This window comes from Enterobacter sp. 198 (assembly GCF_009025585.1).
Classification (GTDB): domain Bacteria; phylum Pseudomonadota; class Gammaproteobacteria; order Enterobacterales; family Enterobacteriaceae; genus Enterobacter; species Enterobacter ludwigii.
The window spans coordinates 115,162-137,153 of record NZ_WCIM01000004.1 but is presented as its reverse complement, the minus strand read 5'-3'; the positions used below and the strand labels follow the sequence as shown (position 1 = coordinate 137,153).

The 21,992-nt window shown below is 56.2% G+C and carries 25 protein-coding genes; 17 read left to right on the top strand and 8 right to left on the bottom strand.

What is annotated here, in order from left to right; genetic code table 11:
- Positions 1–14: 14 nt before the first annotated feature.
- The gene (gene stpA, locus F8561_RS00800; protein WP_020883867.1) at positions 15–419 is read left to right on the top strand and encodes a DNA-binding protein StpA; all 405 of its coding nucleotides are present in this window, start codon (positions 15–17) and stop codon (positions 417–419) included.
- Positions 420–457: 38 nt separating this feature from the next.
- Here the strand turns inward: stpA and F8561_RS00795 are convergent, their stop codons facing one another.
- The 3 genes from F8561_RS00795 to F8561_RS00785 form a co-directional block, all read right to left on the bottom strand.
- Positions 458–637 carry a hypothetical protein gene (locus F8561_RS00795; RefSeq protein ID WP_014171310.1) on the bottom strand — a complete coding sequence of 60 codons (180 nt, stop codon included), beginning with the start codon at positions 635–637 and terminating at the stop codon, positions 458–460.
- Between the two features lie 79 nt (positions 638–716).
- Positions 717–1,238, bottom strand: coding sequence for a rhodanese family protein (locus tag F8561_RS00790; protein ID WP_044868224.1), 522 nt, complete (start codon positions 1,236–1,238; stop codon positions 717–719).
- A 9-nt stretch (positions 1,239–1,247) separates the two neighbouring features.
- A complete protein-coding gene (locus F8561_RS00785) occupies positions 1,248–1,547 on the bottom strand; it encodes an ArsR/SmtB family transcription factor (protein WP_032680424.1) in 300 nt (99 codons plus the stop codon).
- A gap of 179 nt (positions 1,548–1,726) precedes the next feature.
- On the opposite strand from F8561_RS00785, the gene F8561_RS00780 reads away from it, so the two are divergent.
- Positions 1,727–1,885, top strand: coding sequence for a YqaE/Pmp3 family membrane protein (locus F8561_RS00780; RefSeq protein WP_032678825.1), 159 nt, complete (start codon positions 1,727–1,729; stop codon positions 1,883–1,885).
- On the opposite strand, the gene F8561_RS00775 is transcribed toward F8561_RS00780, so the two are convergent.
- Positions 1,882–2,811, bottom strand: coding sequence for a LysR substrate-binding domain-containing protein (locus F8561_RS00775; protein WP_020883871.1), 930 nt, complete (start codon positions 2,809–2,811; stop codon positions 1,882–1,884). The two genes, F8561_RS00780 and F8561_RS00775, sit on opposite strands and share 4 nt — an antisense overlap.
- Positions 2,812–3,131: 320 nt before the next feature.
- Between F8561_RS00775 and F8561_RS00770 the strand changes: the two genes are divergently transcribed.
- The 6 genes from F8561_RS00770 (at position 3,132) to F8561_RS00745 (ending at position 10,747) form a co-directional block, all read left to right on the top strand.
- Entirely contained in the window at positions 3,132–3,737 is a 606-nt protein-coding gene (locus F8561_RS00770) for an ankyrin repeat domain-containing protein (protein ID WP_020883872.1), read from the top strand.
- A 106-nt stretch (positions 3,738–3,843) separates the two neighbouring features.
- Positions 3,844–5,385 carry an acyl-CoA synthetase FdrA gene (gene fdrA, locus F8561_RS00765; protein WP_151887052.1) on the top strand — a complete coding sequence of 514 codons (1,542 nt, stop codon included), beginning with the start codon at positions 3,844–3,846 and terminating at the stop codon, positions 5,383–5,385.
- On the top strand, positions 5,385–6,800 hold the full coding sequence (locus F8561_RS00760) for a DUF1116 domain-containing protein (protein ID WP_032680426.1): 1,416 nt from the start codon (positions 5,385–5,387) through the stop codon (positions 6,798–6,800). Before fdrA ends, F8561_RS00760 begins: the two co-directional genes overlap by 1 nt.
- A gap of 11 nt (positions 6,801–6,811) precedes the next feature.
- Positions 6,812–8,356 carry a hypothetical protein gene (locus tag F8561_RS00755; RefSeq protein ID WP_047742219.1) on the top strand — a complete coding sequence of 515 codons (1,545 nt, stop codon included), beginning with the start codon at positions 6,812–6,814 and terminating at the stop codon, positions 8,354–8,356.
- A 44-nt stretch (positions 8,357–8,400) separates the two neighbouring features.
- Entirely contained in the window at positions 8,401–9,351 is a 951-nt protein-coding gene (locus F8561_RS00750) for a carbamate kinase family protein (RefSeq protein ID WP_025203405.1), read from the top strand.
- 16 nt (positions 9,352–9,367) lie between these two features.
- The gene (locus tag F8561_RS00745) at positions 9,368–10,747 is read left to right on the top strand and encodes an amidohydrolase family protein (protein ID WP_044858461.1); all 1,380 of its coding nucleotides are present in this window, start codon (positions 9,368–9,370) and stop codon (positions 10,745–10,747) included.
- Positions 10,748–10,765: 18 nt separating this feature from the next.
- Here the strand turns inward: F8561_RS00745 and F8561_RS00740 are convergent, their stop codons facing one another.
- Positions 10,766–11,686 carry a LysR substrate-binding domain-containing protein gene (locus F8561_RS00740; protein WP_020883878.1) on the bottom strand — a complete coding sequence of 307 codons (921 nt, stop codon included), beginning with the start codon at positions 11,684–11,686 and terminating at the stop codon, positions 10,766–10,768.
- 281 nt (positions 11,687–11,967) lie between these two features.
- Between F8561_RS00740 and F8561_RS00735 the strand changes: the two genes are divergently transcribed.
- From F8561_RS00735 to F8561_RS00715, 5 genes are all read left to right on the top strand, one after another.
- Positions 11,968–13,299, top strand: coding sequence for an MFS transporter (locus F8561_RS00735; protein WP_068794943.1), 1,332 nt, complete (start codon positions 11,968–11,970; stop codon positions 13,297–13,299).
- A 36-nt stretch (positions 13,300–13,335) separates the two neighbouring features.
- Positions 13,336–14,085, top strand: coding sequence for an SDR family NAD(P)-dependent oxidoreductase (locus tag F8561_RS00730; protein ID WP_047742224.1), 750 nt, complete (start codon positions 13,336–13,338; stop codon positions 14,083–14,085).
- A gap of 12 nt (positions 14,086–14,097) precedes the next feature.
- Complete coding sequence (locus F8561_RS00725) at positions 14,098–14,943, top strand: transketolase (RefSeq protein ID WP_020883879.1); 846 nt, start codon at positions 14,098–14,100, stop codon at positions 14,941–14,943.
- Positions 14,943–15,941 carry a transketolase family protein gene (locus F8561_RS00720; RefSeq protein ID WP_020883880.1) on the top strand — a complete coding sequence of 333 codons (999 nt, stop codon included), beginning with the start codon at positions 14,943–14,945 and terminating at the stop codon, positions 15,939–15,941. The genes F8561_RS00725 and F8561_RS00720 overlap by 1 nt, the downstream gene beginning before the upstream one ends.
- A gap of 73 nt (positions 15,942–16,014) precedes the next feature.
- A complete protein-coding gene (locus tag F8561_RS00715) occupies positions 16,015–16,749 on the top strand; it encodes a class I SAM-dependent methyltransferase (RefSeq protein WP_151887051.1) in 735 nt (244 codons plus the stop codon).
- Here F8561_RS00715 and F8561_RS00710 read toward each other — a convergent pair.
- The gene (locus F8561_RS00710; protein WP_063925511.1) at positions 16,743–17,345 is read right to left on the bottom strand and encodes a short chain dehydrogenase; all 603 of its coding nucleotides are present in this window, start codon (positions 17,343–17,345) and stop codon (positions 16,743–16,745) included. The two genes, F8561_RS00715 and F8561_RS00710, sit on opposite strands and share 7 nt — an antisense overlap.
- A 97-nt stretch (positions 17,346–17,442) precedes the next feature.
- On the opposite strand from F8561_RS00710, the gene F8561_RS00705 reads away from it, so the two are divergent.
- The 3 genes from F8561_RS00705 (at position 17,443) to F8561_RS00695 (ending at position 20,202) form a co-directional block, all read left to right on the top strand.
- Positions 17,443–18,351 carry a LysR family transcriptional regulator gene (locus F8561_RS00705; RefSeq protein ID WP_025203410.1) on the top strand — a complete coding sequence of 303 codons (909 nt, stop codon included), beginning with the start codon at positions 17,443–17,445 and terminating at the stop codon, positions 18,349–18,351.
- Between the two features lie 65 nt (positions 18,352–18,416).
- Entirely contained in the window at positions 18,417–19,598 is a 1,182-nt protein-coding gene (locus tag F8561_RS00700) for a PLP-dependent aminotransferase family protein (protein ID WP_151887050.1), read from the top strand.
- An 85-nt stretch (positions 19,599–19,683) separates the two neighbouring features.
- A complete protein-coding gene (locus tag F8561_RS00695; RefSeq protein ID WP_192938246.1) occupies positions 19,684–20,202 on the top strand; it encodes a DUF6622 family protein in 519 nt (172 codons plus the stop codon).
- A gap of 2 nt (positions 20,203–20,204) precedes the next feature.
- On the opposite strand, the gene F8561_RS00690 is transcribed toward F8561_RS00695, so the two are convergent.
- Positions 20,205–20,624, bottom strand: coding sequence for a nuclear transport factor 2 family protein (locus F8561_RS00690; RefSeq protein WP_151887048.1), 420 nt, complete (start codon positions 20,622–20,624; stop codon positions 20,205–20,207).
- 69 nt (positions 20,625–20,693) lie between these two features.
- Here F8561_RS00690 and F8561_RS00685 point away from each other — a divergent pair, with 69 nt between their 5' ends.
- Positions 20,694–21,452 (top strand): AraC family transcriptional regulator, encoded by a 759-nt coding sequence (locus F8561_RS00685; protein WP_151887047.1) that lies wholly within the window; start codon positions 20,694–20,696, stop codon positions 21,450–21,452.
- On the opposite strand, the gene nudI is transcribed toward F8561_RS00685, so the two are convergent.
- On the bottom strand, positions 21,424–21,849 hold the full coding sequence (gene nudI / locus F8561_RS00680; RefSeq protein ID WP_032680438.1) for a nucleoside triphosphatase NudI: 426 nt from the start codon (positions 21,847–21,849) through the stop codon (positions 21,424–21,426). The genes F8561_RS00685 and nudI overlap by 29 nt on opposite strands.
- Positions 21,850–21,992 lie beyond the last annotated feature (143 nt).

Genomic DNA, 21,992 nt, shown 5'->3' with positions numbered 1-21,992 from the left:
AGGTTTTCAAATATATGTCTTTGACGTTACAGAATCTTAATAATATCCGAACTCTGCGTGCGATGGCGCGTGAATTATCCCTGGACGTTCTTGAAGAAATGCTGGAAAAAGTCAGGGTCGTTGCTGAAGAGAAACGGAGTGAGCTGGCTGAATTAGAGCAACAACGCGCTGAGCAGCAGGAAAAAATTAATGCCCTGCTGGAACTGATGAAAGCTGATGGTATTTCACCGTCCGATCTCCTCGGTTCAGATATGGCGCAGGCCGGTAAGCCAGCGAAAAAACGTAAACCGCGTGAAGCGAAATATCGCTTTATTGATCTCAACGGTGAAGAGAAAACATGGACCGGTCAGGGGCGTACGCCAAAGCCTATTGCCAATGCGCTGGCAAATGGTAAATCACTGGATGATTTTCTGATTTAATCCATGAGCCGGGCGGAAGACACCGCCCGGTTGCCTGTTTAGCAGACGCCGAAATCACCCTCTTCGGTATACAGGGCCAGGTCTGCGGCCTTCAGGGTAAATTTCTCGCCTTGCTCATTGCTGGCCTGAACCGCCACAACGCTATCGCCGTTCACTTCGAGTACTTTCAGTTTTGGGCCGCCTTTACGCGGTTGCACATAATCACCGACAGAAAACATACTACCTCCTCATCGTTTCAATGATCTTCACCTTAGCCCACGTCTGATACCGGGTACAGCGTATTTCACCGATTACTGCTTACGAGGTACGCCGGTTCCAGGGCATCACTTTCAGCAGTCTCGCCATTCCGCAAAACCCGGTCAGCCCGGCAAACAGCAGCCCGGCCCCCACAAAGCCGCTCAGCAGGAAAAAGCCGCTGGAGAGCGTAAAGCCCAGCACGACCCCGCACAGGGTGAGCAGCCCGGCGGCAATTTGCACCTGACGCATCAACGGCAGCGGCTGTGACGTGTCTTCCTGCGTGATCAACCCAGCCTGCTTCCACCCCTGAATTCCGCCTTCAACGATAAATGCCTGAGCAGGCGCGGCAGCCTGAGCAAGGCGGGCTGCGTTCGAGGATGTCCGGGCGCCAGACTGGCAGTGAAAAATCACCGTTTCGCCCGCGTGCGTCTCAAGCCCGCCGGGTAAGGTGTCCAGCGGCACGGACCGGGCGGCGGGAATATGCTCGCGAGCATATTCGTCGGGATCGCGAATATCGATCAGTTTTGCACCTTCAGAAACGAGCGCATTGGCCTGCTGGGGTGAAATGAGCGGTAGTGACATGGTGGCTCCTTACGGGCAATAGAGGCTTTTCAGGGTACTGATAAGCTGATGCACCGCATCGTTTTTAATGAAATACAGAATGCGCTGCGCTTCACGGATGCTGTCGATAAGCCCCTCTTCACGCATACGCGCCAGATGTTGTGACGTGGCGGATGGGCTAAGCCCCGTCGCCCGCGCCAGATCGCCCGCGCTGGTACCCGGTGTACCGCACAGCATGCAGAGGATCAGCAACCGACGCGGATTGCTCATCGCTTTTAACAGGGCTGCGGCCTGTCCGGCGCTGGCCTGAAGTTGTTCGAGTTCAGTCATATTAGTTTAGTCTTTACTTAATTAAGGAAACTCTAAACTAATGGGGAGGATTAAGCCAGTGTCAAAAGCGTAAAAGAGGGTAAAAGGGCGATAAAGAGATGGCGCAGGCCGTTAAACTGGCTACGCTTAGAGAATGTTCTCTTTTTTATTTTCAATTGGTTAGCTTGCAGGGAGTCGTTATGGGTTTTTGGCGTATTGTCTTTACTATTATCCTGCCACCGCTGGGCGTGCTGCTCGGCAAAGGGTTTGGCTGGGCGTTTATCATTAACATCGTTCTGACCTTACTGGGCTACATCCCTGGTCTTATTCACGCGTTTTGGGTGCAAAGCAAAAACTAAGCGCGCCACAATAGATCGCTGTATATCCCGGTCAGCACGCCCTGTGGACCAAACTGCTGTTTGATCCAGCGCGTGACCTGGCCGGTCGCCGCATGCTGCGTGGCAAGCAGCATGCGTGAATCCTGACGCGGATTATTGATTCGCCGCGTGACCAGCAGCCCGTCTTCCACCGCCTCGCGGGCCATATACTCCGGTAAAAAACCAATCCCGTCCCCAAGGATCTGACACTGGCATTTGGTGTTGAAGTCGGGCACCAGAATCGCCTCCTGGCCGTGCAGCAGCCAGCCGACCTTCTTGTTTATGGTGTGCGCCGTGTCTTCCACCATGATGTTGGGGTACAGACGCAGCTGGCTTTCGGCTATCGGCTCCGGCACGAAGGCCAGCGGGTGTTCCGGCGCGATGGCGAATACCCAACGGATGGCACCGATCTCGGTGTAATCAATGCCGCCGCCGTCGAGCAGCGTATCCGGTGCGCCAATCGCGATATTGGCCTGGTTGTTGATGATGGAGTCCCAGACGCCGTTGTAGACCTCGGTCGTGACGGTGATCTGGCAGGTAGGAAACTGTTTTTTCAGCACCTGCAGCAGCCGCGCCGTATGGCGTGGGGTGTACAACAGCTGGTTGATGCAGATGCGGACCCGCGCCTCAATGCCCTGTGAAATGGTGTCTATCCCGCGCTTAATGGCATGAAAATCATTCAGCAGGTCGGTCGCTTTACGGTAAAAGTAAAACCCCGACTCGGTCAGCTCAATGCTGCGCGTATTGCGTACAAACAGCACCACATCCAGCCCGGTCTCCATTCGCTTGATGGTGTAACTGATGGCAGAGGTGGTTACGCCAAGCTCGGTGGCGGCTTTGCTGAAGCTGCCAAAGCGTGCCGCCGTGGTGAAGGCCAGCAGGTTCTCTTCAGTAAAGATGGAATTCATATTACGGCTCCTGTTAGCCATCAGTTTTGAACATATTTTAACAGCGCTGTTACAACGCATATGACGGCGGTCACAGTTCTGATTATTCGCGTCGATCCGCGTCATGTCAGGCTTCATCAGGCATAAGCAGAATGCTGTCTGAGGCGAATAAAAGCGCTAAAACATAAGTAAAAGATTGCACGGCCGCACATTTTGGCTGAATTGTTGAATTTAACTCAATAATGAATTGACTGTCGATGAATGATTTTTAAGCGGATTCTTTTCTCACCAGGCTGTTGCTATTCTCAGGTCATGAGCAATACATCATGGGGAGTCTGAATATGTCTGCGAACGAACTCGTTACTGAATTTTTGCTGGCGGCAGAGCAGGGCAATATTGACGGGCTAAAAGCCTGCCTGGAAAAAGGTGTCGATATTAATGCCACTCAACGCCAGAAAAGAACGGCCGTTATTATTGCCAGTCTGAAAAAGCATTATGACTGCGTGGCATTTTTAATTGCCGCCGGAGCAGATATTGATCAACAGGATCAGACCTGTTTTAACCCCTTCCTGATTAGCTGCCTGACAAATGATTTAACCCTGCTGCGAATAGTCTTACCCGCCAACCCGGATCTTGATCGCCTGACCCGCTTCGGTGGCGTCGGCATTACGCCTGCCAGCGAGAAAGGGCACGTTGAGATTGTGCGCGAGCTGCTGGAGAAAACCGATATTAACGTCAACCACACCAACTTCGTGGGCTGGACGCCGCTACTGGAAGCGATTGTCCTCAACGATGGCGGCGCGAAACAGCAGGAAATTGTAAAGCTGTTACTGGATAACGGCGCAAATCCGCACATGACCGATAAATACGGCAAAACCCCGCTCGAACTGGCGCGGGAAAAAGGCTACCACCAGATAGCAGACCTGCTGCTGGCCGCAGGCGCGTAATTCCTTCGGCCAGCCTTTTCCGGCTGGTCGCTCATTCAGACAGTATTTTACCGACGTGCCTATTGCACGACGGCGGCCCCCTTTTATCCTCATTCAGGAGAAAATAATGCCCACCAAAATCGTCATAAAAAAGAATATCTATTTTGACTCGGTGTCATTGATGTCGGTTTCCACCAGGGCCAATAAATTGCCGGGCGTTGAGCAGGCTTTTGTGGCTATGGCGACAGAAATGAACAAAGGCGTATTAAAAAATCTCGGGCTATTAACGCCGGAATTAGCGGATGCCAAAAACGGCGACTTAATGATCGTGATTAAAGGCGAGGCGGCGAATGACGAAACGCTGGCAGCCATCGAAGCGCTTTTCACCCGCAAGGAGAGCGGCGGGAGCCATGAAGCGCGTTATGCCACCCTTGCCAGTGCGAAAACCCATCGTCCTGAGAGCAACCTGGCGGTGATTTCGGTAAACGGCACGTTTGCCGCCCGCGAAGCACGTCAGGCGCTGGAAAACGATCTCAACGTCATGCTCTTCTCCGACAACGTCAGCCTTGATGATGAACTGGCGCTGAAGCAGCTGGCACACCAGAAAGGGCTGCTGCTGATGGGGCCGGACTGCGGCACGGCCATTATCAACGGTACCGGGCTGTGCTTCGCCAATGCGGTGCGCCGCGGACCGATCGGTATTATCGGGGCGTCCGGGACCGGCAGCCAGGAGCTGAGTGTGCGGATCCATGAATTCGGCGGCGGCGTGTCGCAGCTGATTGGCACCGGCGGGCGCGATCTGAGCGAAAAGATAGGTGGCCTGATGATGCTGGATGCCATCGCGATGCTGGACGCTGACGACGCCACCCAGGTGATTACCCTCATCTCTAAACCGCCTGCGCCGTCGGTGGCAGAAAAAGTGCTGGCCCGCGCCCGCACCTGCCGCAAACCGGTGGTGGTCTGTTTCCTCGGTCGTCATCAGCCGCCGGCTGATGAAGGCAACCTGCAGTTCGCCCGTGGCACCAAAGAGGCGGCGCTGAAGGCCGTGCTGTTAACGGGGGTGAAAAAAGAGTCTCTCGACCTGCATCCGCTGAACTGGCCACTGATCGAAGAGGTGCGTGCCCGGCTGACGCCCCAGCAGAAATACATCCGCGGCCTGTTCTGCGGCGGCACCCTGTGCGATGAGGCCATGTTCGCCGCGCTGGAAAAGTTCGACGACGTCTACAGCAACATTCAACCCGATCCGGCAAAACGGCTGGACGATATCAACGTCAGTAAAGCCCACACCTTCCTTGATTTTGGCGATGACGATTTTACCCACGGCAAACCGCACCCGATGATCGACCCGACCAACCGCATCAGCCGCCTGTTGCAGGAGGCGCGTGACCCCGAGGTGGGGGTGATCGTGATGGACTTTGTCCTGGGCTTTGGCGCGCACGAGGATCCGGTCGGCGTGATGCTTGAGGCCATAAAAGAGGCGCAGGCGACGGCGAAAGCCGATAACCGCCCGCTGGAAATTCTCGGCTATGTGCTCGGAACCGACCAGGACTCACCGTCCCTGGCACAGCAGTGCCAGCTTCTGACCGAGGCAGGGGTGATCTGGGCGAGCAGCAGCACCAACACCGGATTACTGGCACGTGAATTTGTCTTTAAAGGGGAGACTGCCTGATGACGACCTTATTTAACCAGCCGTTGAACGTGATTAACGTCGGTATCGCGCTGTTCAGTGCGGATCTCAAAAAGCAGCATATCCCCGTGACCCAGCTCGACTGGACGCCGCCGGGGCAGGGGAATTTGCAGGTTGTAGAGGCGCTGGATCAGCTGGCCCTTGCGCCACTGGCTGACAAAATCGCCGCCGCCAATAAGATTGCCCTTGAGCGCATTATCCAGTCCCATCCGGTGCTGGTGGGCTACGACCAGGCGATCAACGTTGTGCCGGGCATGACCCGCACCACCATTCTGCACGCCGGTCCGCCCGTCAGCTGGGAAAACATGTGTGGCGCAATGAAAGGGGCCGTGACCGGGGCGCTGGTGTTTGAAGGGCTGGCACGCGATATCGACGACGCGGAGCGCGTGGCGGCGTCAGGGGCGATCACCTTCTCGCCCTGTCACGAGCACGACTGCGTAGGCTCAATGGCGGGCGTCACTTCGGCATCGATGTTTATGCACATCGTTGAGAACAAAACCTACGGCAACCGGGCGTTCACTAACCTTAGCGAGCAGATGGCGAAGATCCTGCGCATGGGCGCCAACGACCAGAGCGTTATTGACCGCCTGAACTGGATGCGTGACGTGCTCGGCCCGATGCTGCGCGATGCCATGAAAATCATTGGTGAAATCGACCTGCGCCTGATGCTGGCCCAGGCGCTGCACATGGGCGACGAGTGTCATAACCGCAACAACGCCGGCACCACGCTGCTGATCCAGGCGTTGACGCCCGGGCTGATTCAGGCCGGGTATCCGGTGGCACAGCAGCGTGAGGTGTTTGAGTTCGTCGCCAGCAGCGATTACTTCTCCGGCCCGACGTGGATGGCGATGTGTAAAGCCGCCATGGATGCCGCACACGGTATTGAGTACAGCACCGTGGTCACCACCATGGCGCGTAACGGCTACGAGTTCGGCCTGCGCATCTCCGGGCTGCCGGGGCAGTGGTTCACCGGCCCGGCGCAGCAGGTGATAGGGCCCATGTTCGCGGGCTACAGGCCGGAAGACTCCGGGCTGGATATTGGCGACAGCGCCATTACCGAAACCTACGGTATCGGTGGTTTTGCGATGGCCACAGCCCCGGCGATCGTGGCACTGGTGGGTGGCACGGTGGATGAAGCCATCGATTTCTCCCGTCAGATGCGCGAGATCACCCTCGGTGAAAACCCGAACGTCACCATTCCGCTGCTCTCGTTTATGGGCATTCCAACCGCCATCGACATCACAAAAGTCGCGGGCAGCGGCATTCTGCCGGTCATTAACACCGCCATTGCGCACAAAGATGCAGGCATTGGCATGATTGGGGCGGGCATCGTTCACCCGCCGTTTAGCTGTTTTGAAAAGGCGCTGTTGACCTTCCGCGATCGCTACTTTTTATAAGGCATGCATCCATGAAAAACATGAAACTGGAGTGGAAAAGAGGTGACTGGGCGGCGTATTTCGGGTTGATGACCAACAACCTGACCAATTTGCTGACCATGATGGGGCTGCTCATTTTTGTCGTCGGCATCCCGAAGGAGATTGTTTATGGACGCATTGCGCCAGCCTTCGGGCTGGCGGTGCTGGTCGCGAGCGTCTGCTACGCGTGGTTTGGCCTGCAGATGGCGCGCCAGACCGGGCGTACGGATGTCACCGCGCTGCCGTCTGGCCCAAGCGCGCCGTCAATTTTCACCGTGACCTTTCTGGTGCTGATGCCGGTCTACCAGCAAACCGGTGATGCGGATTTCGCTATCCAGATTGGTCTGGTGTGGTGCTTCGTGGAGGCGATGATTCTGGCGGGCGGTTCGTTCCTGGGGGAAACCATCCGCAAGATGATCCCGCGTACCGTCCTGTTGTCGTGCCTGTCCGGGCTGGGCCTGCTGCTGCTGGCGATGAACCCGATGCTGCAGGCGTTTGAGGCACCTACCGTGTCGTTCATCGTGCTGCTGCTGATCTTTATTAACTGGTTTGGTAAAAAGCCGATCTTCGCCAAAATCCCGACCGGCCTGCTCTTGCTGATTGCCGGTACCGCGCTGGCGTGGATCTCCGGTCTGCAAAGCCCGGAGGCCATCAAAGCCTCAATGTCGTCGTTTGGCTTTAACCCGCCGGAAGTGCATGTCGACAGCTTTATGCAGGGACTGCCACACGCATTACCGTACCTGGCCTCTGCCGTCCCGCTGGGTCTGGCGAACTACATTTTTGACCTGGAAAACATCGAAAGCGCCCACGCGGCGGGGGATGAGTACCCGACCCGCAAGGTGATGCTGGCAAACGGGCTGGCCTCCATGCTCGGGTGTCTGATGGGTAACCCGTTCCCGGTGACGGTTTACGTCGGCCACGCGGGCTGGAAAGCGATGGGGGCCAGCATTGGCTACACGCTGGCCTCCGGTGTGACCATGTTTATCGTGCCGCTGTTCGGGCTGGGGGCGTTTATGCTCGCCATCATACCGATGACCGCCATCGTGCCGATTCTGGTGTTTATCGGGGTGGTGACCGCCAACCAGGTAGTAAGGGAAACGCCCAAAGTGGAGGTCCCCGTGATCTTCATCTGCCTGTTCCCGTGGATCGCCAACTGGGCGTTGACCATGATGAACAGCGTGATGGGCGCGGCGGGGACCAGTGCGGCGAAAATTGGCACCGACGTGCTGCACAGCAAAGGGATCTACTACCAGGGACTGGTGCATCTGGGTAACGGCGCACCGCTCGCCAGTATGCTGTGGGGCTGCATCGCTATCTTCGCCATCATCAACAAACCGCTGCGCGGAGCCGTGGCCGCCGCCGTTGGGGCGTTGCTGGCGCTGTTCGGCGTGATCCACGCGCCCGTGGTTGGCTTTGCCGAAGGCAGTTCGCTGATGTTTGTCACGGCCTACCTGATGATGGGGGGCATGTTTGTGGTGAAACATTTTCTTGATAGCCGCGACGTGGTGAGCGCGGCAGCGCCGGTTTCGGAGTCCTGATAATGGCTGATGTCCTCACCCCGCACCATTTCAAAGGAAACACTATGAAAGAGCTCATGGTCGTCGCCATTGGCGGCAACAGCATTATCAAAGATAACGCCAGTCAGTCCATTGAACACCAGTCACAGGCCGTGAAATTGGTTGCAGAGTCAGTGCTGGAGATGCTGGCGTCTGACTATGACATCGTGCTCACTCACGGCAACGGCCCCCAGGTGGGGCTGGATCTGCGCCGCGCTGAAATTGCTCACGAGCGGGAAGGGCTACCCCTCACGCCGCTGGCAAACTGCGTGGCGGATACCCAGGGCGGTATCGGCTACCTGATCCAGCAGGCGCTCAATAACCGCATGGCCGCCCACGGCGAGCAAAAAGCGGTCACGGTCGTCACGCAGGTGGAAGTGGATAAACACGATCCGGGTTTCGCCCATCCCACCAAACCTATCGGCGCGTTTTTCAGTGAGACGCAGCGTGATGCGCTCCAGCATGCCCATCCTGACTGGCATTTTGTTGAAGACGCCGGGCGCGGTTATCGCCGGGTGGTGGCCTCGCCGCAGCCGCTGCGTATCGTTGAAGCGGAGGCTATCAAGACCCTGACGCAAAAAGGCTTTGTGGTGATCGGGGCGGGCGGTGGTGGTATTCCGGTGGTGCGCACAGCGCAGGGGGATTACCAGAGCGTCGATGCGGTGATTGATAAAGATCTCTCGACCGCGCTGCTGGCCCGCGAGATCCATGCCGACGTGCTGGTGATCACCACCGGGGTGGAGAAAGTGTGCATCAACTTTGGTAAGCCAGACCAGCAGGCGCTGGATACGGTGAATGTGGCGCAGATGAAACGCTACGTGGCGGAGGGGCACTTCCCGGCGGGCAGCATGCTGCCGAAAATCGTCGCCTCGCTGGCGTTTCTGAACGACGGCGGCAAGCGCGTGATCATCACCTCGCCGGACTGCCTGCCTGCGGCGCTGCGCGGTGAGACCGGTACCCACATTGTGAATGCGTAAGTAAAAGGAAGAGAAGATGAGTGAGAATAAAAGCCGACGCGAGTTTATTAGCCAGAGCGGCAAAATGGTTACCGCCTGCGCCCTGTTTGGCACCACCGGATCCGTCGCGTATGCTGCAGAGACCGCGAAACCACGTTGTGAGACAGGCAAACCCATGAACATTACCGCCAGACACTACTACCTGGATAACGTGCTGCTGGAGGCCGGGTTCAACGTTGACGGCGGCGTGGCGACAAGCACCCGCACCGAGCTGAAAACACTCGAAATTAATGACGGCAAAATTGTCGCCCTGCGTGATAACAAAAGCCATGCCGATGCCACGCTGCCACACTATGATGCAGGCAGTAAGCTGATGCTGCCGGCGATGCGCGACATGCATATTCACCTGGATAAAACCTTTTACGGCGGTCCCTGGCATTCCCTTAACCGCCCGGCGGGCACGACCATTCAGGACATGATCCGTCTTGAACAAAAATTGCTGCCAGAGTTACAGCCCTACACGCAGGAGCGTGCGGAAAAGCTTATCGACCTGATCCAGTCGAAAGGCTCCACTCTCGCCCGCAGCCATTGCAATATTGAGCCGACGTCCGGCCTGAAGAATCTGGAAAATCTCCAGGCCGTCTTAGCGCGCCGCAAGCCGGGGTTTGACTGTGAAATTGTCGCCTTCCCGCAGCACGGCTTGCTGTTATCGCACTCCGAAACGCTGATGCGCGAGGCCATGCAGGCTGGCGCACACTACGTGGGCGGTCTGGATCCGACTAACGTGGACGGTGCGATGGAAAAATCCCTCGACACGATGTTCCAGATTGCGCTGGATTATGACAAAGGGGTGGACATCCACCTGCATGAAACCAGCCCGGCAGGCGTCGCGGCGGTGAACTACATGGTAGAGACCGTGGAGAAAACGCCCGCGCTGAAGGGGAAACTGACCATCAGCCATGCCTTCGCGCTGGCCACGCTCAACGAGCAGCAGGTCGATGAAATCGCCACCCGCATGGCGGCGCAGCAGGTGACCATTGCCTCTACGGTGCCGATTGGCACCCTGCATATGCCGCTGAAGCAACTCCGTGACAAGGGGGTGTTCGTCATGACCGGCACCGACAGCGTCATTGACCACTGGTCGCCGTATGGGCTGGGGGATATGCTGGAAAAAGCCAATCTTTACGCCCAGCTCTATATTCGCCCGAATGAACAGACGCTCTCCCGCGCGCTGGGTATCGCCACCGGTGATGTGCTGCCGTTGAACGACAAAGGCGAGCGCGTGTGGCCAAAAGCGCAGGACGATGCCAGCTTTGTGCTGGTGGACGCTTCCTGTTCCGCCGAGGCCGTGGCGCGGATTTCACCGCGTACCGCGACCTTCCATAAGGGCCATCTTGTGTGGGGCACCGTCTCCTGACGCCACGTCGGGGTATGGCTACAGGTGATACCCCGACAGACGCAGCTCGCGATCAATCCACTCAACAAACTGCTGGATCTTCCAGGTGCGTTCGTTCATGTGCGGCATCACCAGATGATGCGCATTAATGGCGATCCCCGTTTCATCTGGTAGCACCTGCACCAGGGAGCCATCGTTCAGGTGATCGGTGGCCATCATCTTGCTTTCCAGAATAAATCCCAGCCCCATGCGCGCGGCTTCAAAGCTCATGTAAGAACGATCAAAACTCAGGCTGAAGTTGAGCCAGGGGCGGTCGATATTGTGCCAGGCAAACCATTTTTCCCAGTTGACGAGAGTGCTGGTCGACGAGATAAGCGCCTGTGAAAGCAGGTCCTGCGGCGTGTTGACGGGATGTGCACGCAGATATGCCGGTGAGGCCAGCACCACCAGCGCATCGTTTTTAATGGTCATGACCCTGTAAGCGTCCCAGTCCGGGATGCCGTGGCGAATATCAATATCGATGTTATCGCGTGCAAACTGCAGGTTCTCATAGGAGCAGGAAAGATTGACCGTAATATCCGGGTATTCACTGCGAAATTTGCCGAGCCGGCGCAATAACCACGTCAGGCCAAACGTTGGTGAAGAGTGAACGCGCAATACCGGATTATCGGCCTCTTTCATCACCTGTTCAGTTGCACGGCCGATGGCGCTCATCGCTGCGGAGACGTCGCGCAGATATTTTTCCCCCGTCGGGGTCAGGGTCACGCCTTTGCCGCTGCGGATAAATAACTTCTTCCCCATCCAGGATTCCAGCGAGGCGATCTGATGACTGACGGCTGACGCGGTGACGTTAAGCTGTTCGGCCGCCAGATGGATACTGAGAGAGTTGGCCACGGCGATAAAGGACTGAATATTTCGCAGCGAGGGTATGGGGAGGGTCTGGCGATCCTGCGCGGGCATGGCCCACTCCTTTCAAACGAGACAATTTTAAAAAACATAACATTGCGGCATCGCGTCAGCAATTTTTACCCGGCTGAATGGATTAAACATGATCCTGTTCACAGTGTTTTATCGATGAATATCGATGAGGATTACATTTTATTTTTATGACCTGTATCGCGTATCAAATTTATCTCAGTAATAAATGAGTTTTATTGAATGGTGTTTCGTTCGATAGCCGATATATTGACGTTGAACGCATAAATAAAACGACTCACGTTGTTCGAATAATGAGGTAAAACATGTCTCGTATAGAACAAGTTGCCCCCTACATAGCGACAAAGAAAACCAATTACCGTTTCGTTGTACTGGCATTAATTTTTATTGTGTATGCCATTAACTATGCCGACCGAACAAATATTGGTGCTGTACTTCCTTTTATCATCGACGAGTTTCATATCAATAATTTCGAAGCCGGTGCGATCGCCAGTATGTTCTTTTTGGGATACGCCCTGAGCCAAATACCGGCGGGCTTTTTTATCGCCAAAAAGGGCATTCGCGGGATGGTGGCGCTGTCGATATTTGGTTTCTCGGCGTTTACCTGGTTGATGGGGACAGCGACCTCAGTGCTGGGCCTGAAGTTTATCCGCCTCGGGCTGGGGTTAACCGAGGGGCCATGTCCGGTGGGGTTGGCATCAACGATCAATAACTGGTTTCCACCAAAAGAGAAGGCCACGGCGACCGGCGTCTATATTGCTGCCACCATGTTTGCCCCCATTCTGGTGCCGCCGCTGGCAGTGTGGATTGCCATGACATGGGGCTGGCGCTGGGTCTTTTTCTCTTTTGCTATTCCGGGGCTGATCATTGCTGTCCTGTGGTATTTACTGGTACGTACCCGGCCTTCCGAGAGCCCTTTCGTGTCAAAGGGCGAACTGGAGACCATTACCGCAGGTCAGGCGACACCGGATGCCAGACGGGAAAATATCGTGATTTCCCCCGGCTTCTCCCGCCTTGACCGTCTGATCCGCGTACGGGATCTGTCGCCCATCAGCACGGTAAAAGGTCTGTTCACATCGAAAAATATTCTCGGTGACTGTGTGGCCTACTTCATGATGGTCAGCGTGCTGTATGGCCTGCTGACCTGGATACCGCTTTATCTGGTGAAAGAAAAAGGCTTTACGTTCATGAGCATGGGCCTCGTCGCGAGTATGCCGTGTATCGGCGGTTTTATCGGCGCGATTTTTGGCGGCTATGTCTCCGATAAATGGCTCGGGCGCAGGCGTAAACCGACCATGATGTTTACAGCCATCAGCACCGTACTGATGATGGTCATCATGCTGAATATCCCGCAAAGCACCGTTGCGGTTTGTGTCGGCCTCTTTTTTGTTGGTCTCTGTCTGAATATAGGCTGGCCCGCCTTCACCGCTTATGGAATGGCCGTCGCGGACAGCAAAACGTATCCTATCGCCGCATCAATTATTAATAGCGGCGGTAATCTCGGCGGATTTGTTTCGCCGATGCTGGCAGGTTATCTGCTGGATAAAACAGGAAGCTTTAATTCTGTCTTTATTTATTTCGGTATTTGCGCAGCAATTGGCTTAGTCATGATTATCTTGCTGGAAGAACCGAAATAATAAATAAAACCTCTCTTACAATACTGGAGTAAATATATGCTTCTGAAAGATAAAGTCGCCGTGATTACCGGCGCGGCTTCTGTGCGCGGTTTGGGTTTCGCCACGGCAAAATTATATGCCGAGCAGGGCGCGAAAGTGGTCATTATTGATTTAGATGCCGAGGCCAGCCAGCGTGCGGCTGCATGTCTGGGTGAAGGGCATCTGGGGCTTGCGGCAAACGTCAGCAACGAGTTGCAGGTGAACGCAGCCATTGAGCAGGTTCTGGGTCAATATGGGCGCATCGACATTCTGGTGAATAACGCCGGGATAACCCAGCCGCTCAAACTGATGGATATTAAGCGCGACAATTACGATGCCGTACTGGATGTCAGCCTGCGCGGTACGCTGCTGATGTCCCAGGCGGTGATTCCCACTCTGCGCGCACAGAAGTCCGGCAGCATTGTCTGTATCTCTTCAGTTTCGGCACAGCGCGGCGGCGGTATTTTTGGCGGTCCGCACTACAGCGCTGCAAAAGCTGGCGTGCTGGGGCTGGCCAAAGCCATGGCCCGTGAGCTTGGGCCGGATAATGTGCGCGTGAACTGCATCACCCCGGGGCTTATCCAGACGGACATCACCGCTGGCAAGCTGAGCGATGAGATGAAAACCGCCATTCTGGCGGGTATTCCGCTCAACCGTCTTGGTGATGCACAGGATGTTGCCCGTGCCGCGCTGTTCCTGGGGAGCGATCTCTCTTCTTATTCCACCGGTATCACGCTCGACGTGAACGGCGGCATGCTGATCCATTAAGGGGAGACGAGAATGACGAATACGACAGTTCAACAGGTTGCCGCGGCCGCGTGGCGCATTCGCCGCTACGCGCTGCGAATGGGCGAAGTACAAGGTCAGGGCTATATCGGTCAGGCGCTGGGCTATGCCGACGTGCTGGCAACTGCGTTTGCGCACGGTATGACCTTCAGGGCTCAGGAGCCGGAGTGGGAAGGCCGCGACCGCTTCCTGCTCTCCCACGGACATTACGCCATTGCGTATTATGCGGCGCTGATCGAGGCGGGGATCGTTCCTGAAGAGGAACTTGAAACCTACGGCTCGGATGACAGCCGCCTGCCGATGTCCGGCATGGCAACGTATACACCCGGCATGGAGATCTCCGGCGGTTCTCTGGGGCAGGGACTCAGCATTGGTGTGGGAATGGCGCTGGGGCTGAAACACAAACAGAGCACGGCGTGGGTAATTAACTCCATGTCTGACGGCGAGCTGGACGAAGGTTCAACCTGGGAAGCCGCCATGTCAGCCGCGCATCATGGGCTCTCGAACCTGATTGTGCTGGTGGACATTAACCGGCAACAGGCGGACGGTAATTCACATAACATCCTCGGTTTTGAGCCGCTGGAAGATAAGTGGACCTCCTTTGGCTGGTATGTACAACGCGTTAACGGTAACGATATCCCCGCGCTGGTGTCGGCGTTTGATAATGCCAGACGCTATCCCGAACAACAGCCGCGCGTCATCTTGTGCGACACGCTGATGGGCAAGGGCGTGCCTTTCCTCGAGCAGCGTGACAAGAACCATTTTATTCGCGTGGATGCCGATGAGTGGCAACAGGCGCTCGCCGTGCTCGATGCGAATAAACCAGAAGGAGTCCTGTAATGAGCCAGCCCGTCGAAAATAAACCGCGTTTAACCACCTCCGCCATGATTGCCTCAATTGCAGAGGAAGGGCAGGAAACCCGGGCCGCGCCGTTTGGCCACGCGCTGGTGAAACTGGCGGCTCAGCGCCAGAACATTGTCGGCATGACGGCAGATTTATCGAAATATACCGACCTGCATATCTTTGCTCAGGCATACCCTGAACGTTTCTTTCAGATGGGAATGGCGGAACAGCTGTTAATGGGGGCGGCAGGTGGGATGGCCAAAGAGGGCTTTATTCCCTTTGCCACCACCTATGCCGTGTTCGCCACCCGCCGTGCCTACGATTTTATTCATCAGGTCATTGCTGAGGAACACCTCAACGTCAAGATTTGCGCCGCGCTGCCGGGGTTGACCACCGGCTACGGGCCAAGCCATCAGGCAACGGAAGATATTGCGATCATGCGCGGCATTCCGGGCATGACCATTATCGATCCTTGCGATGCGATTGACACCGAACAGGCGGTGCCTGCCATTGCCAGCCACGAAGGACCGGTTTATATGCGTTTGTTACGCGGTAAGGTCCCGGTGGTGCTGGATCAGTACAATTATCGGTTTGAAATAGGCAAAGCCGCGCTGCTGGAAGAGGGCAGTGATGTGCTGATTATCGCCTCAGGGCTGATGACCATGCGCGCACTGGAGGCGGCAAAGCAGTTGCGCAAGGATAATGTCAGCGTGGCGGTACTTCACTCACCCACGATTAAGCCCCTGGATGAAGCGACCATTCTGGCGCAAGCCGCGAAACCCGGACGTCTGGTTATTGTGGCTGAAAACCACAGTAGCGTTGGCGGGCTTTGTGAAGCCGTGGCGTCGCTGTTGATGCGCCATCGCGTTAACGTCGACTTTGACACCGTTGCGTTGCCGGATGCTTTCCTTGATGCGGGTGCGCTACCGACCCTTCACGCGCGTTACGGGATTTCGACTGCCGCCATGGTGGAGAAGATCCGGCGCAGGCTCTGATTTTCAGACGGGTATGTTGTCAACGAGCGAGGGGTGTTTTACCCTCGCCTCTGTTGCGATAAAGGAGTCCGTCATGGCACAAAACATCTACGACAACCCGGCGTTTTTTGAAGGCTATGCCCGGCTACCGCGTTCGGTGCAGGGTCTGGACGGCGCACCGGAATGGCCTGCGCTGAAAAGCATGCTGCCACCGTTATCCGGCAAGTCAGTTATCGATCTTGGCTGCGGTTACGGCTGGTTCTGTCGCGCTGCACGCGCGCTGGGGGCGGCAGAAGTGACCGGTATTGATCTCTCCGAAAAGATGCTCGCCCGGGCGGCTGAACTGACGGATGACGCGAAAATTCACTATCAGCGCAGCGATCTGGCATCTCTGGCGTTACCTGAGCACAGCGTTGATTTGATCTACAGTTCACTGGCGCTGCACTACCTGCCGGCGCTGGAGACCCTGTTTGAGAAAATCCGGCGGGCGCTTAAACCCGGTGGCAGCCTCGTCTTTTCAATGGAACATCCGATTTACACCTGCGCCTCACGTCAGGGCTGGCTGACCGACGACAACGGCGAGCGTTTCTGGGGCGTTAATCGCTATCAGGATGAGGGCGAGCGCGTCAGCAACTGGCTGGCGGACGGGGTGATCAAATACCACCGTACGCTCGGTACCACGCTCAATGCGCTTATTAAGGCGGGGCTGACAATAACGGAAGTGAACGAATGGGGACCAACGCAGGCACAAATTGATGCCTGGCCCGCGCTGGCCGAAGAGGCGGAACGTCCGATGCTGGTCCTGATTTCTGCCGCTAAGGCTCAGTAACCCACTTTGTACACCCGTCCATTCTGCACCCCTTCCACGCTGCGACGATAGGCCTGCGCCACCGTTGCGGCGGGAACACTTTCAAAGCCCGGGAAGAAGCCATCGTACGCTTCCGCTGATTCGGTAAGCACCGTCGGGCTAATCAGGTTGATGCGGATCCCGCGCGGGAGTTCACAGGCCGCAGCGCGGACAAACCCTTCCAGAGCGGCGTTCACCGTGGTGGCATTCACCCCCTGAGCGATAGGCTCATGCGCCACGATCCCGCTTATCAGGGTGATGGAGCCGCCTTCATTGAGGTAATGCTGGCCGGTCAACGCCAGACGAACCTGTCCCAGCAGCTTATCCTGCAAGCCCTGATTGAAATCGCTGTCTTTCATGGTCGCGAGCGGGCCGAAGTGCAGGCCGCCACTGGCAGAGACAATCGCATCCACCGCTCCGATGTTTTCAAACAATGCCTGCACGCTGGCCTGAGAGGTGATATCCACCTGGTAGTCGCCCTGCGTGCGACCCACGCGGATCACGTCGTGGCGACGGCTCAGCTCTTCTGTTACCGCACGACCGACCGTACCGCTGGCACCAATAATCACGATTTTCATAGCTGACTCCTTAGGTTGTGAGCCTTCATTCTTTAATAAATCAAAACTCAGATAAACTGGGCTAAAGTTAGAGGATTGCTAACCAGGGGTTTGGAATATGGATAAGCTTCGCAGCATGGAGACCTTCATTGCTGTCGTTGAGAGCGGCAGTTTTACCGGCGCGGCAGGCCGGCTGGAGATGTCGGCGGTGATGGTGGGGAAGTACATAGCGTTACTGGAGTCTCAGCTCGGCACCCGGCTGCTGGAGCGAAACACGCGGCGTCAAAGTCTGACGGACGCCGGGCGGGTCTATTTCGACGAGGCGAAGCGGGTGCTGGAGCAGGTCTCTATCGCCGAAAGCGCGGTTGAGCGACTGCGTGCCGCCCCAGCCGGGACCTTGCGGGTCACGGCGCCCACCTCGTTTGGCGGTTGTGTGATAGCCCCTCTCACCGCGACCTTTTTGCAGCGCTACCCGGACGTGCGCGTGGAGCTGGATCTGACCAACCGGATGGTGGATCTGGTGGATGAAGGGGTCGATCTGGCCATTCGCATCGGTGACATTCATAACGACGATCTGGTGGCGAAATACCTCTGCCCGTACCGAATGGTGATCTGCGCGGCCCCGGCGTATCTGGCGCGTTACGGCACGCCGCGAACGCCTGCCGATCTGGCGGATCATCTCTGCCTGTCACACACGGTGTGGACCACGCGTAACGAATGGCGGCTGCCGGGGGTTGAAGGTGAGATGCGCTGGAAGCGCGATGCCATTCTGCGCTGCAACGATGGCTATGGGCTACGGATGGCGGCGAGAGCGGGGGCGGGATTATTACTGCAACCCGAAGTGCTGGTGGCAGAAGAGCTGGCGAGCGGCAGGCTGGTGCAGGTGCTGGAGAACTATACGCCTGCGCCACGACCGGTACATTTGCTGTGGCGCCAGGATTTACGTCCGCTACCCAAGCTCACGCAATTTGTCGCGCATATTCAGCAGGGCGCGGAATATTTCGGCCATGCCGTTGAAGAAAAGTAATTATCAAAGCCGCAGACTTATGCTACTAAGATTAGGCACATTATAAAAAAGAAGGTAAGCAAAGAATGTCTGTGAATAAACTCGCCAGCAGCGCACAGGGCCTGCAATCATCTGCCATCCGTGAATTATTAAAACATAGCAAAATGGCCGGGGTGATTTCGCTGGGTGGCGGTATTCCTAACCCTGCACTGTTCGATCATGAAGGCCTGAAAATTGCCGCTGATGCCGTATTATCACAGCATTTTGGTGAAGCTTTTCAGTACGGTCTGACCGAAGGCATCCCGGGGCTGCGTGAAGAAATTAAGCTCATCTGTGAAGGCCGCGGGATCTCCTGCAAGGCCGATGACGTGGTCATTACGTCCGGTTCGCAACAATCTCTCGACGTGCTGGCGCGGGCGTTAATTAACCCGGGCGATACCGTCGTCGTCGAACGTCCAACGTATCTCGCGGCACTGCAGGTATTTGGTCTGGCACAGGCCAAATTTGAATCCGTTGGCACCGATGGCGACGGAATGAAAGTGGATGAACTTGAAGCGCTGGTGGCGAATAAAACCATCAAGGCGGTTTATATTGTTCCGACATTTGGTAACCCGGGTGGGGTAACGCTTTCTGAGGTGCGTCGTAAACAGCTGGTGGAATTATCGAAGCGCTATGACTTCGTTATTATCGAAGACGATCCGTACAGCGAAATTAATTATACCGATGAAGTGTTCCGCCCGTTAATTGCCCATGCCAAAGATATCGGCAATGAAGAGAACGTCGTCTATACCTCGACTTTCTCCAAAATCCTCGCCCCGGGCACTCGTGTGGGCTGGGTGCTGGTACCGGAGTGGCTGAAACGCGCGGTGGTTAATCTCAAGCAAACCACCGATCTGCACACCAGCACGCTGTCACAGCTGATGACCTACGAGTACCTGAAAACCGGTCGTCTGGCCGATCAGATTAAAATGATCCGTGAAGCCTACCGCCAGAAATACCAGACCTTTGCAAATGAACTGGAGGCGGAACTGGGTGAGGTCATGACGTTCCATAAGCCGAAGGGCGGAATGTTCCTGTGGGCCAAAATGAACAATGGCATCAACACCACGCGCTGGCTGGAAAAAACGTTAAGCAACGGCGTGGTTTTTGTGCCGGGTGAGTTCTTCTATTGCAATGAGCCAGACCATACGACGCTGCGCATGTCGTTTGTCACGCCAACCGATGAAGAGCTGAAAGAGGCGGTTCGTCGCCTGAAAAAATCGCTGTAACAGACCTGCGCATAATGGCACCTGTGCTGTTATGCGCATTACTTGTGCAGTGCGGCCAGCGCCGCAAGCGTTCATGGTGAACCCCATGTTTGAATTTCTGATCGGTATCCTCACGCACACCCCCGTCTGGGTGTGGGTTCTGTTTATCTTTCTCATCTCCCGCGGCCTCAATGCCCGTAAGCCTGCCACCGTGACGCTGGAAAGGCTGGCCATCATTCCTGCCATCTTTCTTATCTGGGATATCTACGATCTGGTGGTCTATCGCGATCTTACTCTCGCGACGGTGGCCCTTTGGGTTGCGGGGATTGTGGTGGGCGCGGCGCTGGGGTATGTGCTGATTAAGCAGACGGTCATCACCCGCACCGACGCGCCGCGCACCCTTTATCGCCAGCCGGACTACACGGCACTGCCGTTTATGATGCTGGCATTTGGGGTGAAATACGTGCTGGGGGTGATGAACGCCCTCTCTCCCCAGACGTTGCAACAGCCCGCCATGAGCGCGCTGGCGATAGTCTCCGGCGGGGTATTTGCCGGGGTCTTTATCGGGAAGTTTACGCGCTATGTGAGTGTGTATCTCAGCAGCGCACCGCAACCGGCTGAGTAACGTTAGCCCGTTGCATGGGCCAGCGCGCGAGCAGAAGCTTCACCGTTGGCAACTCGCGTGACTTCGTGGATCCGGCAGATTTTTCCTGCACATAGCGTGGCAAACATATAAACCTCTATTTCAGCCTGATGGCCTTCGGGATACGTGACGGTCACGATATGCCGGTCAGCCAGCAGTGTGTCATGACACCCTATCTGTTCCACGTGGAAGGCGATATCGCGGATCTGCGAACGCACGTGCTCCAGGTGCTGAATAAAGCCAGAATAATCAAGAGAGTGACCGTCCGTGATCTGCTGATACTCTGGCGAAAAAACGTCTTTCGGATCAATCTCACCTTTAAACAGGCCGGTCAGTAAACGGGACATTTCCTCACGCAAAATAGCATTGTCAGACTGGGTAATCAGGCGGGTGATGATGTTCATGGTGACTCCTCGTTGCGTTGAGCCGCCATTATCCTTGACAGACAGAGACGTAGTTTCTGTAATAAGCCAATGAATACCGATTTTCGGCCAAATAACGTAGTCAGCTTCGAGACACTTTTGCATCCAGGTGGATACCATACGCCGTGGCACAGCCATCAGGCCGGTCAGCTCTGGCGGATTACGACGGGTCTGCTGGTTGTCGAAACAGCGTCTGGCCGTTCGGTTGTACCGGCGCAACATATCGGCTGGATCCCGCCCGGTCAGGAGCATGCTGCCTTTTCCGGAAGTGCGATTGACGGTCATGCGATCTATCTGGATCCCGCAGGGTGTGAAGCGCTGCCCGGTGAAACGACGCTTTTCGAACCCGACGAGCTCACCAGCGCGCTGTTTTCACGCTTAAACGCTGAAGGAAGCGGGTACGATCCGCGAAAGCTCGCCCTGCTGCTGGATGAACTGGCGCGGGGCCGTCAGGTGCGCTATCTGCTGCCCATGCCAGCCGATCCCCGATTAAAGAAGGTAGCCAGCCATCTGATGCAACGTGTGGACGACAACCAGACGGTTGAGCACTATGCCTCCCTTGCGGGAATGAGCGTGCGAACATTCCACCGTCGGTTTAGCGCGGAAACGGGAATGAACGTTGTTAACTGGCGGCAACTTGCCCGCGTCATGCGGGCAATGGAGTGGCTGGCAGCAGGTAAACCGGTTGGCTGGATCGCGCTGTCGTGCGGCTACAACAGTATTAGCGCGTTTATTGAGGTTTTCAGGGCCTTTACCGGCAAAACGCCCGGGCAGTGGGCGCTTAAAGAAGCCCCTTCTGTGCGAAGGTAATGCGCGTGGCTTCGTTCAGATCCAGTGCTTTGATCGCTTCCGGGCGAACCCAGGCAACCTCCTGAAACTCGTCGTTAAACGTCACCTGCCGATTTGCGCTGATGCAGTCGAAAATCAGGTAAATCATATAAATCTCTTCCGTGGTGCCATCGGCATAGGTTTTCACCCGAATGTCGTCGCGAAACGCCCAGGGTTTGACCTCCGTGATCTCCAGCGCGTCGCCCAGCTCTTCGCGAATTTCACGGCGCAGCGCCTGCTCCATGGTTTCTCCCGGCTCCATCCCGCCGCCCGATAACGCCCACTGGCCGGGAAATACGCCGCGGTCATCGGCCATTTTGCACAGCAGATACGCCCCGTCGTTCTGAATGATGGGGCAGACAATAGTTCGTTGACGCATGGTTTCTTCCTGAAAAATGAGTTTGGGCTATTTTAACAGAAGGCGGAAAGGGAAAAGGTAAACGAGGTCAGACTTTCGCCGCTGGCTTAAGCGGTATTGTTGCGGGTTATGGATGCCATGACTCCGGCCCTCTTCCACGAGAG

Coding starts and splice junctions, on each gene's coding strand:
- stpA (WP_020883867.1), top strand. CDS start 15: ATGTCTTTGACGTTACAGAATCTTAATAATATCCGAACTCTGCGTGCG.
- F8561_RS00795 (WP_014171310.1), bottom strand. CDS start 637: ATGTTTTCTGTCGGTGATTATGTGCAACCGCGTAAAGGCGGCCCAAAA.
- F8561_RS00790 (WP_044868224.1), bottom strand. CDS start 1,238: ATGTCACTACCGCTCATTTCACCCCAGCAGGCCAATGCGCTCGTTTCT.
- F8561_RS00785 (WP_032680424.1), bottom strand. CDS start 1,547: ATGACTGAACTCGAACAACTTCAGGCCAGCGCCGGACAGGCCGCAGCC.
- F8561_RS00780 (WP_032678825.1), top strand. CDS start 1,727: ATGGGTTTTTGGCGTATTGTCTTTACTATTATCCTGCCACCGCTGGGC.
- F8561_RS00775 (WP_020883871.1), bottom strand. CDS start 2,811: ATGAATTCCATCTTTACTGAAGAGAACCTGCTGGCCTTCACCACGGCG.
- F8561_RS00770 (WP_020883872.1), top strand. CDS start 3,132: ATGTCTGCGAACGAACTCGTTACTGAATTTTTGCTGGCGGCAGAGCAG.
- fdrA (WP_151887052.1), top strand. CDS start 3,844: ATGCCCACCAAAATCGTCATAAAAAAGAATATCTATTTTGACTCGGTG.
- F8561_RS00760 (WP_032680426.1), top strand. CDS start 5,385: ATGACGACCTTATTTAACCAGCCGTTGAACGTGATTAACGTCGGTATC.
- F8561_RS00755 (WP_047742219.1), top strand. CDS start 6,812: ATGAAAAACATGAAACTGGAGTGGAAAAGAGGTGACTGGGCGGCGTAT.
- F8561_RS00750 (WP_025203405.1), top strand. CDS start 8,401: ATGAAAGAGCTCATGGTCGTCGCCATTGGCGGCAACAGCATTATCAAA.
- F8561_RS00745 (WP_044858461.1), top strand. CDS start 9,368: ATGAGTGAGAATAAAAGCCGACGCGAGTTTATTAGCCAGAGCGGCAAA.
- F8561_RS00740 (WP_020883878.1), bottom strand. CDS start 11,686: ATGCCCGCGCAGGATCGCCAGACCCTCCCCATACCCTCGCTGCGAAAT.
- F8561_RS00735 (WP_068794943.1), top strand. CDS start 11,968: ATGTCTCGTATAGAACAAGTTGCCCCCTACATAGCGACAAAGAAAACC.
- F8561_RS00730 (WP_047742224.1), top strand. CDS start 13,336: ATGCTTCTGAAAGATAAAGTCGCCGTGATTACCGGCGCGGCTTCTGTG.
- F8561_RS00725 (WP_020883879.1), top strand. CDS start 14,098: ATGACGAATACGACAGTTCAACAGGTTGCCGCGGCCGCGTGGCGCATT.
- F8561_RS00720 (WP_020883880.1), top strand. CDS start 14,943: ATGAGCCAGCCCGTCGAAAATAAACCGCGTTTAACCACCTCCGCCATG.
- F8561_RS00715 (WP_151887051.1), top strand. CDS start 16,015: ATGGCACAAAACATCTACGACAACCCGGCGTTTTTTGAAGGCTATGCC.
- F8561_RS00710 (WP_063925511.1), bottom strand. CDS start 17,345: ATGAAAATCGTGATTATTGGTGCCAGCGGTACGGTCGGTCGTGCGGTA.
- F8561_RS00705 (WP_025203410.1), top strand. CDS start 17,443: ATGGATAAGCTTCGCAGCATGGAGACCTTCATTGCTGTCGTTGAGAGC.
- F8561_RS00700 (WP_151887050.1), top strand. CDS start 18,417: ATGTCTGTGAATAAACTCGCCAGCAGCGCACAGGGCCTGCAATCATCT.
- F8561_RS00695 (WP_192938246.1), top strand. CDS start 19,684: ATGTTTGAATTTCTGATCGGTATCCTCACGCACACCCCCGTCTGGGTG.
- F8561_RS00690 (WP_151887048.1), bottom strand. CDS start 20,624: ATGAACATCATCACCCGCCTGATTACCCAGTCTGACAATGCTATTTTG.
- F8561_RS00685 (WP_151887047.1), top strand. CDS start 20,694: ATGAATACCGATTTTCGGCCAAATAACGTAGTCAGCTTCGAGACACTT.
- nudI (WP_032680438.1), bottom strand. CDS start 21,849: ATGCGTCAACGAACTATTGTCTGCCCCATCATTCAGAACGACGGGGCG.